Raw genomic sequence first — 15,172 nt, 5'->3', positions numbered from 1 at the left:
CGGACTATTTTATAATGGAGAACTACATGAAAAAGCGTTTATTACCGCTGTCCATTTCAGCGCTTTTGCTGGGCTCAGTTGGCTCGGCAATGGCAGCAGAAGAGGACGTTACCGCCTGGCGTTTGTTCGTTACCGATCACGATAAGCCCGTGGTGAATGTGATTGACGCCCTTGATGGCGACAAACTGACGTCCTTCGATCTGAAAGGGCCCGCGGCGCTCTATCGCAGTGAAAGTGGGGCTACGGTATATGCCGTTCAGGGCAGCGCAGGCACCGTATCGATGATCGGCTCTGGGATTTCGTTTCACGATCACGGCGATCACGCTGATATTGACATCGATGAACCCAAGCTACTGAAAACTCAGCTAACTGGCGGCAAACCGGGTCACTTCGTTGAGCGTCAGGGTAAGGTCGCTCAATGGTTTGACGGCGAACGCTACACGATGGTCTATAGCGAAGCCGCCGCGCTGGATGGCGTCAATGATGCGAAACGCGTGTTCGTCAGCGCCCCGCATCATGGTGTTGCCGTGCCATATGACAACCATGCCGTTGTCTCTGTCCCGAATCCAGAAGACGCGTCCAAACGCCCGATTGGTGCCCGAGTGATTAGTCTGGATAGTAAAACTGTCGGCAACAATGTGGCCTGCCCGGGTCTGCATGGTTCTGCCGGTTCCGGTGACACTTATGCCCTGTCCTGCGAAACCGGTCTGCTGCTGATCACTCAGAAAGGCGATACGCCTGAAATACGCCATCTGCCTTACTCCAGCACATTACCGAAAGGCAGCGTCTCCACGCTTATCGGTGGCAAAGGTATGCAGTATTTCATCGGTAACTATGGTCCAGATCGTATTGTGCTTATCGACCCAACCGAAGCCCAAAGTTTCCGCCTGGTGCAACTACCGACCCGCCGCGTACATTTTGCCGTCGACCCAGTACGTCCGAAATTCGCCTACGTCTTTACGGAAGATGGCAAGTTAAATCAGGTTGATGTGCTGAAGGGGGAAATTACCAAGTCAGTGCGCGTCACCGAGCCATACTCTATGGACGGTCACTGGAACGATCCGCGTCCACGTATCGCGGTTGCGGCTGACAACATCTACATTACCGACCCTCTGAAGAGCAAAATTCACGTGCTGAACGCCGCGGATTTGAAAGAAACCAGTACGATTACAGTACAGGGACATCCTTTCAATATTGTTGCCGTTGGCGGTTCAGGCAAAGTGCATGAACACGGTCACTCCCACGACCATGAGCATGGCCATTCCCATGACCATCAGCATTAAGACTTAGACGGCCCCCCAGCTAAGCTGGAGGGTTCTAGACACCATGAAGAAAGCCCGCGAAATATGCGGGCTTTAGACGTTGTCACCGCTCTGAAAGGTTGCCGCATGGCTACGACCTTTTCATCACGTTTTCTTACTTAGAGACTTTACCTGTCACCTTCACGCCATACAACGCGAGGGATTTACCCGCTGTGCCCGCAGTGTTCCACGGATAGATCCGGATATACAAGGATTTGCCTGACGGCACCTGAATGGCAAGGTTGTCATACTCGACGTATGTCATCACATCTTTCGCTGAAGACAAGGGTTTGCTCCCATTAAGGCGCGTCCACTTGATGTTATCGGTCGAGTACTCCATATCGGCTTGCACTGTCGAACCGCCGCTTGTCGCGTAATGCATTGATATTTTGTTCGCGTTCAACGAACCTGTCGGTGTCGCCATGAATTGCAGATATTTTGTATTGTCACGCGATGTCCAGGTATCCACGACATAGCGAACTACGCTCGTATCTTGACCATCGACTGCCATCACCTTGGCCGCGGTGGTCGTTAGATTGCTTACTGTGGCATCCGTTGCCGTCAGTATTCCATCTGTGGTAGGTGCCAGAGATGAACCCGAGCTAAACCAGGACGCGTAAGAATCAAGACCTGCTCCCGCCGGTACTCCCTTGCCCGATACGGCTAGAGAACCGATGGTAGACGACCCAAGAGTAAACGAGATTACCTTGTTGTAATCTACGGCATCGGACGGCTTGAAACGGACATACACGGTTTTTGTAAAAGAACCATTAGTGTATGGAATGTTGAGTGACGACTTCCACGCCGTTTGATCGAACGACAGTTCAAAATTCTTAGAAGGAGACTGAACCGTCACCGCGCCCACATCCGGGTTCAGATCGAAGGCGGAAACCGTCATTTCCTTAGTCGTCGCAACCCCTGTGTAGCGCGTACCCCATGCAAGAGGGTTCGGGCTGGCGATCAGCGAAGTAACAGACACCATGTAATTCTTCAAGATGCCCAACCTGGACATTCCCTCGACGGCGCGTTTGGCAATCAAATTGGCGAACAAAATTTGTGGGTGTGTACTATCCGCCGCAATATATAAATTTGCCTTGGCGGCCGCATCACCGTAAGCCTCTACTATAGTTTTGGTTTCCGTCGTGAGGTCGACGATCGGCACATTATATTTGGCAGCAACCTTTTTCATCGCTGCCGGGTAATTGCCTCGTTCATAGATCTCGCCATTCTTGACACCCACATTGTGGAGGCCTTCTGGCTTGATCGTCGTGCCTGCAAAGTATTTGCGTACAATCGGCGTCATCAGAATAGGGTATGCGCCTTTCGCTTTAATCGCAGTAATATACCTTTTCAAAAATTGATAGTACGAGTGCTCCGATTTATCTACTGTCGGATCAATTGCATCCGGCGCTCCTGAACACTTCTCACCATCGGTTGTTCCATCGCTACAATATGCATAAGTACCGTATGCAGCATAGCTAGCGTCCGTTTTTTGGTCATTGTGCCCAAACTGTATAATGACATAATCGCCAGCCTTAATTTGAGGCAAGATCTCTGGCCAACGCGTGGCTTCGTAAAAGAAACTGCGCGAACTACGCCCGCCAAGCGCCCAGTTTTTAACGGTGACGTTTGAATTGAAGAATTGGGGCATCGCTTCACCCCATCCCATTTGCGGCCTGCGGGCATCCGTATAGTGTGTCATTGTTGAGTCACCAAGCATGTGGATCGTGACGGCTTTTTGATTGCTTGGTTTAGTGGCGCTCACGCTAGATTGCGAATTGGAATAACTCACTATCGAGGAATCCCCATTACCGCCTGCTGCGTAGGCATTAACGAAAACACTCAGGGCTAATGCTCCAAATAAAGTAGGATACTTCATGTAATATTCTCTCCATTTTTTAATTATATTGTCATCAATGACCACACTGGCTACCGCTATTAACGCGTTGCCAAAACCATTATGCTGATTCACTGGAGGTCATTCACCAGTATATTCGTGCAGTCAGAGTGCGCCATAATATTTCACGATATAACTTATTATTATGTGGCGAACATCACTAAAAATAGATATCCCCTATTTTTCATATTGTTGCAGAAGCATTTCATTAGATTGCTATCCAATGCATCGTGTTTTATGGCATTCACCGTGCTACCGCTTGCGTATGTAATGACTATCCTTGGTAGAAATGGGATATGGCTTGGGCAATTGACTAATAATCACCGCAATCATTTCCGTATATCAATGATGAGGTGGCGTTCTCGTATCGTTCGCCGTGCACGAAGGCGATAATTTTATTTTTAAATAATCGTTATACAGACTGAACTAATAATAAAAACAATGATTTTTATTATTCAGCGGTAAATGTAATAAGTGAATTCATCATTAAGAAAATAAAACGACTATTTTCTTCCGAATTCAATCTGGAATGCACCTTACTCGTTGTGAAGAAGGGTTACTCTGGCACAGCCGCAGCGCGGTAAACGATATCTCGTATTCTGTGATATCGTTTTTTCTGCACCAAGCTGCAATTTTTCATCGGAAAACTTATCGTCCTCGACACGCACGGGGACGATAAATCTTCCACTACCTCATGGTGTTACATAGCTGTTCATTACAGTACTTTGCAGATGTTGGCCAACCGTATTTGCTCTAGCATGCGCAGGATGGATAACTGTAGATAATGTTGAGCTCAGAATCAGCGCAGATAGATAGAATCACCAATGGTTCGTTATGTCTGTGACCTGTTCCTCATTATCTCCAGGGATTGCTGCCAATTTACCTTTCTACTCAATAGGTTGCTCAATAGTCCTCAAAACCAGACAGGCATAAGAGAGAAATCCATCTCAATGACCAGCATATTGTGATTAAAACAACTAATAATATTAATGAACAAACGTCTGATAGACAGTCATGTCTGAAACATTTCTTACTGCATACAGGTTGAATATGCAGCCCCTGGTAAGCATAACGTTCCAGGGGCACTTTGCGATGAAGGATATTATTACAGCGTAAATTCGTTTCCGGGTTCAGTGCTCAGGTTATTTACTATATAAACATCTATTCTCTGACCATTAAATCTCCAGCAGTCAATGGCAAGATCCATCAGCAAGCGCTGCCTTGCGGTGATGTTTTCTGCGGACCAGTATTGATATTCATAACCATATTTCTGCTTAAAGCGATTTAATGCAGTGTTATCACCAATTGAGTACTGAGAGTGGAGTAATCGAGTCATGATAATTTCAGAGTTTAAATATTCCGTTTGTTTTTTCACAAACCAGTCTTCACTCAAATCATTGCAGTTATTGACAGACTGGTTAATTGTACCCTCTAATAATGTTACATTACCAAGTTTGTAGAGATAACTTGTTCGATTTGCATCAGAGAACTCCCCATTTTCAGGGACGTTTCGTACCGTCTGAGGAAGAATATGCTCAATTTGCATCTGCTGAATCGCCTGCTGACTCTTTTCCGGAAAACCGCAAAGATGGCGGATGTGATTCTCTAATCTACCCAATACATAACGTTGGCGATACTGAGGGGTAAAATTATAGTCATTAATAATTGAGAACCGCTCTTTAAATTCATCTAAACGCTCCGCAACAAAAGGGATAAGTGTTGCTGAAACAACATTTGCAACCTCTGCTTTCGTTTTCACTTCCCGAAGCTTTACTGCCCATTGAGTAAAGCGTTGCTCATATGTCTTCGATTGAATAGCCATTGTATTTGTAAAGAATAAAAAACTCTCAAGTTGGGCCCCTAAGAAATCCATTACATCATCAGAACAATTAATTTCCAATGCCATCAGTAAAACTAAATGCTGACGTGAACGATATTTATTAATATATCCGATGTTACTTACATTTGGAAAACGGGCATTTTCGCTCCAGTAGGCTGCTTCATTTGTTGCATTGACCAAGTTAGCGTATCGTTCTGATAACTTTTCCAATTCTTTGACGAGAGCCATCGGGTGTGTCTTATACTGCAACGACAGTTCTCCCTCAGCTGAAATGATCCATTTATATATATCATCTTCACGCAAAATCCCGTGATGATATCGTGCCATCAGAAAGTAACGCAAAAAACGAAGCGGGTTATCATTTTCGCCACAAGATTCCAGATTATTAGTGATTGATTTCCATGTTGTCTTTATTGCCGAAAACTGTTCCTCTTTTATCTGACTGAAAATCAAATTTTTAACAAGATCCATAGCATTAAGGCTGGCACCACGCTGATTGATCGTTTCGAAGATCTTTAATGCGCTACTTAAGTTCTCAGATTCAATGACAACCAGCTCAACTTTTGTTAAAAAAAAGCGAGCGAAGGAGATTAATCCATTCAAGCTATCTTGCAATTGGTATTTAAGATAATCACGAATGTGGTCATACGCATCAGCCATTTTTTTTACTGAAGCCGTTTCCGTAAAGGTATTGGTATGCCCTTCAATTAACCGAGAAATAAACTCTTGACTCTCTTCATATTGAAGATCTAATCGAATTAGATTTTCCTCACTATTTATATCATAACTAGAGAGCCATTCCTCGATAGTTTTAAGGTATTCCTGCCCTTTTTTGTCAAGTGTATCCAATCGTTCTTTTAATAGATTCCGTAAAGCACACATAGTGATGACAATAGTGGTCAATCTCTGCTGTCCGTCAATAACATCATGCTTTTCCCCATTCTTTACGATAATAATCGAACCGAGAAAATAACCACTTTGATCTTTCTGCTCTGGTTGGTATTCATTGTCTAAATCCATGATAAACTGTTCAACCTGATCATCAACCTTCCATACATACTCACGTTGATAATCGGGAACTAAAAAGTAATAATCACTCAATTTCGATATATTTTTTACATCAGCTTCTATTTTCATTTTATATCCTTACTTAGCTAGACGAATGCCACAGATGATACTGATCCCAGATCAAATTCACAAACGAACAGGAGAGTAGACCCCTTCTACATTACAACTATCTCCGTCATCAAACGTCAATTCTCCTGCCCTATAACCATTCATGGACAAAATAGCCTTTTCATTGAGAGCCAGACTAAGGCACATTGATGTTTTTATCATATTATCTGTACCATAAATCTCATACCAGTTATCTTCTTTTTTTGTGATTTCTACTTCATACTTTCCTGAGTCAACATTAACCATACTAAATACATTAGCTACATCACATGAATCCTTGCTATCTGTAAAAATTATTTTTTTATCATAACCATCAACCCTGAGATATGCATCTTCAGAATAAGCATAAACATAACAATATTTAGTATTAACAAAAACATCCCTCCCAGTGATTTGATACATATTACTATCTTTTCTTGTGACATTTATTTCCCACGTATCAGCATGAACATAACCTGGAGTCAAAAACAGGGTTAATAATAACAGTCCAACCTTGGCTTTAAAGTTTCTAAAGATTTTGGAAAACATAAAACGCCTTTTTATATGGTTCTGTAATATTTTAATTTAGCTGGGCTCTTACTACTAATCAGCCAACAACATCCGCGCCATCCCGTCCAGCCGTTTTTTCACTTTTTCTCAATCTGGCATAACCAGCACCATTAGTCGATAAAACTCTTTGCTGTGGTTGTGCTCAGCCACGTGGTATAACTCATGCAGTAAGACATAGTCGATCCATTCTGAAGATGCTTTTACCAGCCATGGATTTAAGGTCAGACAGCCTTTCGCAGAACAGCTTCCCTATTATGTTTGCACCGCTCGCAAACATATCGACGGACGTTCATTGACCCAAAGGATCTGGGGTATCAATATATCAAATCTGCGTTGAAAAACATCCTTGGAGCGTTTCCGGCGCCATTCAACCAGCAACACTTCTTTTTCTGCCGATTTTTGTCTGACGGCCACTTCCAGACTCCACCGCTACATTTTCATTCGTTGCGGTACTGCAGCATCTTCCATCACTTTCAACTGATACTGCTTGCCAAGATAGTAATGACTTGCTCCGCTGACATACTGACGCAGGACGATATGCGTCTGTTGCTCACTGAAATCACGGAGTTGCTGGTATATCCAGCGACTTCGTTTTTCAGCGAGGAAAAAACCTCATGCTCCGGTGTTCCTGGCGGTACAAAGGCCCCCTTGCTGTCAGGATGCGCCTTGATGAACACCTTGCCCTTAACGACCTTACGCGGAACACACTGTACGACGATGGGCTGATCACCATAAACAATGTGTACTGCTTTCATTGATAGTGACGTTTTTCCATTCATGATTTTATCAAACCAACACGCAGGATCTGGATAATAGTTTCCACAATACGGTTTACCTGATTCATTCCTGCCCCAACCTCCCGACAGGCAGTAAACAGCTGTGGCAACAGACTTATCTTAACGAGTGTCTCAATATCCTGAGGATTTAGGGAGTTTTCTGCCACCACTTTGACGATAATCCTACCCACGTCAAAGGCGAGTTTCGTCCACTTATTCTGCACCTGGACGTCGTTTACTGCAAAAACCTCGGGTATGCACAGGGTACAAAAAAACCACCCGGAGGTGGTTTCACGATACTGCTTATTACTTTAATTATTCTTGTCTTTCCCATGACAGCCGGAGTGAGATTTGAATTCACACAGCGCGAACGCCGAGGGATTTTAAATCCCCCGCGGCCTGAAAAATCAGGCCCTTTTACCTTCCCCACACGTTTATGACGCAAACCAGGGCTCGATCGGGTCTGGATAATCTACCCACACCGCCAGACCTTCGGTCATTTCTTTGTCCGTCAGCAGTGCAGCCTCCAGGCGGGTTCGCAGCGCGTGTTCATCCATATCGATACCGATAAAGACCAGTTCCTGCCGCGCATCGCCCACGCCATCCACCCAAATGGAACGAATGTAATCCAGCGACTCGCTATCTGTTGGCCATCTTTCTTTCGGCGCACTGACCCACCATGAACCTGCCAACCCCTGACGCGCTACGCCACCTGCCTGAGACCACGATCCGGCATATTCCGGACGGCTTGCCAACCAAAAATAGCCTTTAGATCTGACAACCCCGGTGAGCGAATTTTCCATGACCTGCGCGAAACGGGCAGGATGAAACGGCCGACGCGCGCGGAAAACAAAACTGGTGATGCCATATTCCTCAGTTTCAGGCGTATGCTCGCCGCGTAGCTCTTTCAACCATCCGGGAGCCTGCGCCGCTTTGTCGAAATCAAACAGTCCCGTGTCGAGCACCTCGTTCAGCGGCACAGCGCCAAATTGTGCATGAAGTATTTTTGCTCCCGGATTCAGTGAACGAATAATCGCGACCAGCTTCTGCTGTTGCGCCGCATCAATCAGGTCGGTTTTGTTGAGGATAATGACATTGCAGAACTCGATCTGGTCGATCAGCAAATCCACAACGCTGCGCTCGTCACCCTCTCCTAACGATTCTCCGCGTGAATGGATGCTGTCCACTGACGTGTAATCTTTTAAGAAGTTATATCCGTCGACAACGGTCACCATCGTATCCAGCCGAGCCACTTCAGAGAGACTTTCCCCATCGTCACCCGCAAACGTGAATGTCTCCGCGACCGGAAGCGGTTCCGCAATACCGGTTGATTCAATGACCAGCTGATCAAAACGCCCTTCTTTCGCCAGCCGATTAACTTCGATCAGGAGATCTTCACGCAGCGTGCAACAGATACAGCCGTTACTCATTTCAACCAGCTTTTCGTCCGTCCGTGAAAGCTCAGCGCCGCCCGCCCTCACCAGTGCAGCATCAATATTCACTTCTGACATGTCGTTGACGATCACCGCGACGCGGCGGCCAGCACGATTATTCAGAATATGGTTAAGTAACGTGGTCTTTCCCGCGCCGAGAAAACCGGATAGTACGGTTACAGGTAGTCTTGCATCTGCTTTCTGTCGAGCTACAACGTCAGCCATATTTCACACTCTCTAATGATTTGCATTGTTACTTTTCTGCTTCGGAATGATTCATCACCACGAATGTTTCGCTTTTAAACACGCATTGCGATAATCTTTTCACGCGTTATTTGATATGTTATAACATAACAATTAAATCATGGAAAATCATTGAGGGTTTGATTTTGTCTAATAATATTAAGAAACTTGTACTCGCCTTGGGGGCGCTCTTCGTAGCCGGTCAGGTCGCCGCGCATGGCGATCATTCGCATAGTCATTCTCATGGCCATACTCACGCTCATTCACATGGTGCGCCCATGACCGACATTGAAAAGAAAGCATCCAATGGCGTTTTCAATGACAGCGATGTAAAAGACAGAGCGCTTACCGACTGGGAAGGAATGTGGCAATCGGTCTACCCGATTATGCTATCGGGTGAGATGGATCCCGTGTTCAAAAAGAAAGCTGAAAATGATAAAAGCAAAACATTTGAACAGGTTAAAGATTATTACCGCAAAGGTTACGCCACCAATGTTTCAGAAATAAAAATCGACAATGGCGTAATGGCGTTCTACAAAGATGGCGAAGTGACCTCATGCCATTACGACTATTCTGGGCATAAGATCCTGACCTATGTATCGGGTAAAAAAGGCGTTCGCTATCTGTTTGAATGTAAAGATGCCCAGTCAAAAGCACCGAAATACGTTCAGTTCAGCGATCACACCATTGCGCCACGTAAATCCGCCCATTTCCATATCTTTATGGGCAATACGTCGCAAGAAGAGATTCTCAAAGAAATGGACAACTGGCCAACGTATTACCCCTATCAACTCACCAGCGATCAGGTTGTTGATGAGCTGCTGCATCATTAACAGACGTTGAATCCCTTATCAGAAGGCATGGTCCGTTTCAGGCTATGCATTCTGACCCAACGCCAGAATGTGACATCACGTTCAGTGAGTCATATCTGATTGCAGTACCCTTTTCGCTGATATGCCATCAATTGACAGAAACACAACCCCCATCGCACCAACGTTTCTTTCTTTAACTGTTCAAACTTTATCTAACTGGGCAAGCGAGCTACTTGGTGAGAATGTTAAGATAGACGCAGCAAGAGTTTGCCGTAGACAGAGATTAATGCGGTTTGTTGTGAAAGCTAAGCCATTACTTAAGGAGCGAAAAATGGCACGTGGTTCAGTAAATAAAAATCATCAAGTCGTCTCACCATTGCTTTCATCACACGATATCACGTGTCTTTTACAGCCCATTGCGCAGTGTATTTCGGATGAATATCCTTGGGTAAGCAATGATGAAGAGGCAATCGAAAAATATTTTAAAGGGGTTTGTGCGCAGGTCATGCGCCTGACCAACACCAAATCAAGAATAGAATGGAATCACTACGGTTCCGGCTATGCCTCTTTTATCGAAGCCTGGTTTTATAAAAACACACCGGATTTTGACGTCAAACGTCCGCTTTGCCATGGCGAAGAACACATAGGATTAACCGTTTTATTAAGCCGCTTGTCGCCCTATTTCGTTTTTATGGAGAGCGAGAAAAACTGGCACGCTCACGGTGGTTCTCAGGCGCTTCCTCAACTGGAAATGATCGATAGGCTGGAGACACCTGCCGTTATTGCATTGAGCCAGCAGGTTCAATCAGAACTGGAGAAGTGTGGGCTTGTGCGCGCTTATAAAGAACAATTGACATCGCTGCTACCCACCGGCACTCACGTGCCGACGGTTCTCACAGATCGCGGCTTCACACAGTTCGATGCACTGTTTCATTGGGAAGATTGAGTCGTTAATGTAGCTTCAACCCGCGCCAGCGTAGAATGCGCGGCAAACGGGAGCTCGTTTCGGGGGGAAGGTAAAACATGGAAACGTTGGTAAAATCGTATATACAAATACTGAAGGAGCTTAACGTCCGGTCATTCAACCTACAGGAGGATAAATATTCTGGAGTATTTTTACCTGTTCCTTCCGATGAATACTGGCGATCCACAGTAAAAATCATGCTGGTTGGACGTGAAACCTCGGGATGGAATACCTTAACTGGAAATAATACAATTTCCCGAATTCTGGGACTTATACCTAATGTCACTACAGAGCAGGCGATTGAAGAGGCTATAGCTCGTTACTGGCAGCATCTGACGGAGACACTTAATCTCAAATCACGTAGCCGCTTCATACAGTATCATTTCAGACTAGCTAGTGAGTTGAACATGGTCCCTCAGGCAATCTTATACGCCAACCTACTGGCGTGGGATTACGACCGTCTGACTCCGCTCACTCGTCCTGAGAATGAAGTACAGGAAGTGATATCGGCCTCACTGAAGCTGCTTGCTACACAAATTAGATATCTGGAGCCTGATTTCATTATCTTTGCATCCGGAGCCCGGCGAACAGACTACATCATCAAACAATTGCTTACTGGGTTAGGCGGCTATGAGACATCTTCCGTCATTCCGGGGAAGCTATGGGAATTTAAAGTGGGTAATACTATCTGTTTCAGAATAGCTCATCCGAGAGCGATGCGCGGACATCAGGAGTTCAGAGGGATGGTGATTAAGCGCATTAAAGAGGTCTGCGACCAAGGTAGATAGTTGCATCAATAGTTATGAAAATCTGATTCTATTCCACACCTCCCCTGAGGAGTACCGGCAAGGCGGCACGGTTCTTTATGGTTAGACGCAACACACCCAGTTTTACATCACTAGGCTGCAGTTTGCTTTCGTTTCATCCCATGAAGGGACTTGAACTCTCACTGCGCAAACTCCGAGGGATTTAAAATCCCCCGCAGTCTGAGAAACCTGACATTGCCTTTCTTCGAGCACATCAATACAGAGTAAAGCCGTTTGTGGGCCGTCGCGCTCCGCCGTGGAGAGCCACTCTTACACCGCGAGATAACGCAAATCCGGCGACCACAGCATGTCCTTGCCGAAAACACGATTGTCCAGTGCTTTCCCGTCGATGGAGAGCGAAAAATAAGACGGACCGAACCGAACTTCACCAGCGTAAATCAGCATCGCGGTATGTTGCCGATCGAATGAAGGCAGTTTATGCAGCATACGAAAACGTGCCGAATCAGTCTGAGGTTATCTCAATCAGGTTACCATCTGGGTCGCTGACGATCGCTTCGTAAAATCCGTCTCCCGTCATTCGCGGTTGGGCAACCAGAATGCCGCGTTCCGCTGCTTTGCTGGCTAATGCTTCGACATCCGCTTTGCTCCCGACCGAAATTGCGACGTGCGCCCAGCCGCAGCCTTCTTTATTGGTTAGCGCTTCTGCCAGCACCGGCAGCGTCATCAGCTCAATAGATGCGCCTTCACTCAGTTGAACAAAATGTGATTCAAAACCGGGGCGATTCCGGCTCACATACTTTTCCCCCACCTGAGCGGAGAAGAATTCTTGCCAAAATTCCGCCTGCGCGGCCAGATCGGCGGTCCATAACGCCACGTGTGCTACTTTCATCATGATTCCTTATTAACCGTTGTCTTTTACTGGTTTTACAAACAAGCGGTTATGACCGCGTTCCATTCAGAATGGCTAACACCTGTTGGTGTAGCTCGGGGTTACCGGTTGCGACTACCGTGCCGCCCGCTTCAACTCGTTGTCCGTTGAGATCGGTAATGATGCCGCCCGCCTGCTCAATAATCGGGATCAGCGCAACAATGTCGTAGGGCTGCAATGCAAATTCCACGCAGATATCAATCTGGCCTGCTGCCAGCATCGCCATCGCGTAACACTCGCCGCCGTAGCGCGTCATGAGCGTGCTCTCTGCCAGATCTGCGAAGCGAACTGCGGGGTGCATAGCCAGCGCTTCCGGCGCGGTGGTGTGAAGAATGGCCTGTTCGAGCGACACGCCTTTACGCGTGCTTAAACGCATTTCCCCATGCCAATCGCTGCGCCACGCCTGTGAACCATCGGCCCAGAAGCGCTCTCCGGTAAACGGCTGGCTCATCATCCCCATCACGGCGCGTTCATGGTGCAACAGGCCGATGAGCGTTCCCCACACGGGTAGCCCACATAGGAAAGGCCGGGTTCCATCGACGGGATCTAAAACCCAACGCATCGGACCTTCCCCGCTCAGGCCAAATTCTTCGCCCATAATCGCGTGATCGGGGTAATAGCGCGTGATGTGCTCACGGATGACTCGCTCAGCCTCCCGGTCGGCTTCCGTGACCGGATCAAAGCGAAAGCCCTCTTTTGGCTTCGTCTCAATTTGATTGGCGGTAAGGGAACGAAAACGCGGTAACGTTTCCTGACTCGCCAGCGTGGCGAGTTCATGAAAAAAGGCAATATCGGGAAGCGACTGACTCATGGTGTTTTACCTTCCTATCGCGTTGGCATAACGGCATTGTTGAGTACTGACGATGATAAACCGCAATGCTCACTATAGCTCGATTATGCGCTATTTTGCATAATTAACTCGCTCGATTATGCACAAAGAAGCAGGCCGCCACAATTCACGTTCTTCGCATTTTTGTAAAAAAATAGCCCCCAGACGTCTCCGTCAGGGGGCTATAGCAGGAATCGCCGAGCGGCCTTATTGCCTTTAGCTCAGGTCAGCACCGTTGCTGGCAATCACCTTTTTATACCAGTAGAACGATTTCTTTTTCTTTCTGGCTAATGTGCCTTCACCTTGGTCATCGCGATCGACATAGATAAAACCGTAGCGTTTGCTCATTTCGCCGGTGGAGGCAGAGACCAAATCGATACAGCCCCATGAGGTATAGCCGATGACCGGAATACCGTCGCCGATGGCGTCCGCCATCGCGCTGATGTGCTCGCGCAGGTAGCTGATGCGATAGTCATCATCAATCTCGCCCTGTGCGTTAATCTCGTCCTTCGCACCCAGCCCGTTCTCTACCAAAAATAACGGCTTCTGATAGCGGTCATACATCATGTTCATGGTGATGCGCAGGCCCAGCGGGTCGATTCCCCAGCCCCATTCACTCGCCTTGATGTGCGGGTTCTTTAACGACTTCACGATGTTCGCCGCGCTGCTGTTGTGCTCATTCATATCCGCAGAGGCGCAGCGGGAGGCGTAATAGCTGAAGGACACAAAGTCTACCGTGTTCTTGAGAATCTCATCATCGCCCGGCTCAGAGGCAATCGTGATGCCCTTCTCTTTAAACAGACGACCGGTATACGCCGGATAGGTACCGCGTGCCTGCACATCGATAAAGAACAGGTTTTCCCGATCTTTATTCAGTGCCGCCCAGACATCTTCCGGTTTGCACGACCACGGATAGAAATTACCACCGGCCAGCATACAGCCGACCTGATTTTCCGGGTTAACTTCATGCGCAATCTTCGTCGCCAGCGCGCTCGCCACCAGTTCATGGTGCGCCGCCTGGTATTTCACCTGCTCCTGGTTTTCCCCTTCGGCAAAAACCAGCCCCGCGCCAGAAAACGGACTATGTAGCAGAATATTAATTTCATTGAACGTCAGCCAGTATTTCACCAGCCCGTCAAAGGCTTCAAAACAGGTGCGAGCATAGCGGGCGAAAAACTCCACCATTTTGCGGTTGCGCCATGAACCGTAATCGGTGACCAGATGCATCGGCACATCGAAATGGCACAGCGTCACCAGCGGCTCGATGTTGTACTTCTTGCACTCGGCAAATACATCGCGATAAAAGGCGATGCCGTCCGCGTTGGGCGTCAGCTCATCGCCGTTCGGATAGAGTCGACTCCAGGCGATGGAGGTACGGAACACCGTGAACCCCATTTCCGCCATCAGCGCGATATCTTCTTTATAGCGATGATAGAAATCGATCGCCTGATGGCTGGGATAAAACTCATCCTCGCGCAGCGCGAAACGTGGTTCTTGCCCCAGTTTCACCGGCAGACGATTCACGCCATGGGGAATCATATCTACCGTCGTCAGCCCTTTACCGCCTTCAAGGTACGCGCCTTCTGCCTGATTGGCCGCAATCGCGCCCCCCCATAAGAACCCATTGGGAAATGTTGATGCAGACATACGCTCTTCT

General features: G+C 47.1%; 12 protein-coding genes and 2 pseudogenes. 4 read left to right on the top strand and 10 right to left on the bottom strand.

Annotated elements, in window-relative coordinates:
* Positions 1-26 precede the first annotated feature (26 nt).
* Positions 27-1,283, top strand: a complete 1,257-nt coding sequence (gene aztD, locus MYB54_RS10925; RefSeq protein WP_248721930.1) for a zinc metallochaperone AztD — start codon at positions 27-29, stop codon at positions 1,281-1,283.
* Positions 1,284-1,416: 133 nt separating this feature from the next.
* On the opposite strand, the gene MYB54_RS10920 is transcribed toward aztD, so the two are convergent.
* The 6 genes and pseudogenes from MYB54_RS10920 to zigA all read right to left on the bottom strand — a co-directional run bounded on the left by MYB54_RS10920 (position 1,417) and on the right by zigA (position 9,197).
* On the bottom strand, positions 1,417-3,273 hold the full coding sequence (locus tag MYB54_RS10920) for a rhamnogalacturonan acetylesterase (protein WP_248721929.1): 1,857 nt from the start codon (positions 3,271-3,273) through the stop codon (positions 1,417-1,419).
* A gap of 1,030 nt (positions 3,274-4,303) precedes the next feature.
* Positions 4,304-6,175 carry a DUF262 domain-containing protein gene (locus MYB54_RS10915; protein ID WP_039518244.1) on the bottom strand — a complete coding sequence of 624 codons (1,872 nt, stop codon included), beginning with the start codon at positions 6,173-6,175 and terminating at the stop codon, positions 4,304-4,306.
* A 57-nt stretch (positions 6,176-6,232) separates the two neighbouring features.
* Positions 6,233-6,742 (bottom strand): hypothetical protein, encoded by a 510-nt coding sequence (locus MYB54_RS10910; protein ID WP_248721928.1) that lies wholly within the window; start codon positions 6,740-6,742, stop codon positions 6,233-6,235.
* 108 nt (positions 6,743-6,850) lie between these two features.
* A pseudogene (locus tag MYB54_RS10905) lies at positions 6,851-7,542 on the bottom strand (M48 family metallopeptidase).
* Positions 7,539-7,796, bottom strand: a pseudogene (locus MYB54_RS10900) (hypothetical protein); the annotation flags it as partial. The pseudogenes MYB54_RS10900 and MYB54_RS10905, both read right to left, overlap by 4 nt.
* Before the next feature lie 177 nt (positions 7,797-7,973).
* Positions 7,974-9,197 (bottom strand): zinc metallochaperone GTPase ZigA, encoded by a 1,224-nt coding sequence (zigA, locus tag MYB54_RS10895; RefSeq protein ID WP_104212154.1) that lies wholly within the window; start codon positions 9,195-9,197, stop codon positions 7,974-7,976.
* A gap of 197 nt (positions 9,198-9,394) precedes the next feature.
* Here zigA and zinT point away from each other — a divergent pair, with 197 nt between their 5' ends.
* From zinT to MYB54_RS10880, 3 genes are all read left to right on the top strand, one after another.
* Positions 9,395-10,048, top strand: coding sequence for a metal-binding protein ZinT (gene zinT, locus MYB54_RS10890; protein WP_248721966.1), 654 nt, complete (start codon positions 9,395-9,397; stop codon positions 10,046-10,048).
* A gap of 310 nt (positions 10,049-10,358) precedes the next feature.
* On the top strand, positions 10,359-10,973 hold the full coding sequence (locus tag MYB54_RS10885) for a hypothetical protein (protein WP_248721927.1): 615 nt from the start codon (positions 10,359-10,361) through the stop codon (positions 10,971-10,973).
* 77 nt (positions 10,974-11,050) lie between these two features.
* On the top strand, positions 11,051-11,779 hold the full coding sequence (locus MYB54_RS10880) for a hypothetical protein (protein ID WP_205595164.1): 729 nt from the start codon (positions 11,051-11,053) through the stop codon (positions 11,777-11,779).
* Between the two features lie 288 nt (positions 11,780-12,067).
* On the opposite strand, the gene MYB54_RS10875 is transcribed toward MYB54_RS10880, so the two are convergent.
* The 4 genes from MYB54_RS10875 to MYB54_RS10860 form a co-directional block, all read right to left on the bottom strand.
* On the bottom strand, positions 12,068-12,244 hold the full coding sequence (locus MYB54_RS10875) for a hypothetical protein (RefSeq protein ID WP_240347181.1): 177 nt from the start codon (positions 12,242-12,244) through the stop codon (positions 12,068-12,070).
* A gap of 16 nt (positions 12,245-12,260) precedes the next feature.
* Positions 12,261-12,647, bottom strand: coding sequence for a VOC family protein (locus MYB54_RS10870; protein ID WP_206555648.1), 387 nt, complete (start codon positions 12,645-12,647; stop codon positions 12,261-12,263).
* A gap of 49 nt (positions 12,648-12,696) precedes the next feature.
* Positions 12,697-13,497, bottom strand: coding sequence for a histidinol-phosphatase (gene hisN / locus MYB54_RS10865; protein ID WP_248721926.1), 801 nt, complete (start codon positions 13,495-13,497; stop codon positions 12,697-12,699).
* A 234-nt stretch (positions 13,498-13,731) separates the two neighbouring features.
* The gene (locus tag MYB54_RS10860; RefSeq protein ID WP_248721925.1) at positions 13,732-15,162 is read right to left on the bottom strand and encodes a 6-phospho-beta-glucosidase; all 1,431 of its coding nucleotides are present in this window, start codon (positions 15,160-15,162) and stop codon (positions 13,732-13,734) included.
* Positions 15,163-15,172 lie beyond the last annotated feature (10 nt).

The sequence above is a fragment of the Pectobacterium nicotianae genome, from assembly GCF_023272715.1.
In the GTDB taxonomy this organism is placed as follows: domain Bacteria; phylum Pseudomonadota; class Gammaproteobacteria; order Enterobacterales; family Enterobacteriaceae; genus Pectobacterium; species Pectobacterium brasiliense.
This window is presented reverse-complemented; position numbering and strand designations above follow the sequence as displayed.

Coding starts and splice junctions, on each gene's coding strand:
- MYB54_RS10910 (WP_248721928.1), bottom strand. CDS start 6,742: ATGTTTTCCAAAATCTTTAGAAACTTTAAAGCCAAGGTTGGACTGTTA.
- zigA (WP_104212154.1), bottom strand. CDS start 9,197: ATGGCTGACGTTGTAGCTCGACAGAAAGCAGATGCAAGACTACCTGTA.
- aztD (WP_248721930.1), top strand. CDS start 27: ATGAAAAAGCGTTTATTACCGCTGTCCATTTCAGCGCTTTTGCTGGGC.
- MYB54_RS10885 (WP_248721927.1), top strand. CDS start 10,359: ATGGCACGTGGTTCAGTAAATAAAAATCATCAAGTCGTCTCACCATTG.
- MYB54_RS10915 (WP_039518244.1), bottom strand. CDS start 6,175: ATGAAAATAGAAGCTGATGTAAAAAATATATCGAAATTGAGTGATTAT.
- MYB54_RS10860 (WP_248721925.1), bottom strand. CDS start 15,162: ATGTCTGCATCAACATTTCCCAATGGGTTCTTATGGGGGGGCGCGATT.
- MYB54_RS10880 (WP_205595164.1), top strand. CDS start 11,051: ATGGAAACGTTGGTAAAATCGTATATACAAATACTGAAGGAGCTTAAC.
- MYB54_RS10870 (WP_206555648.1), bottom strand. CDS start 12,647: ATGAAAGTAGCACACGTGGCGTTATGGACCGCCGATCTGGCCGCGCAG.
- MYB54_RS10875 (WP_240347181.1), bottom strand. CDS start 12,244: ATGCTGCATAAACTGCCTTCATTCGATCGGCAACATACCGCGATGCTG.
- hisN (WP_248721926.1), bottom strand. CDS start 13,497: ATGAGTCAGTCGCTTCCCGATATTGCCTTTTTTCATGAACTCGCCACG.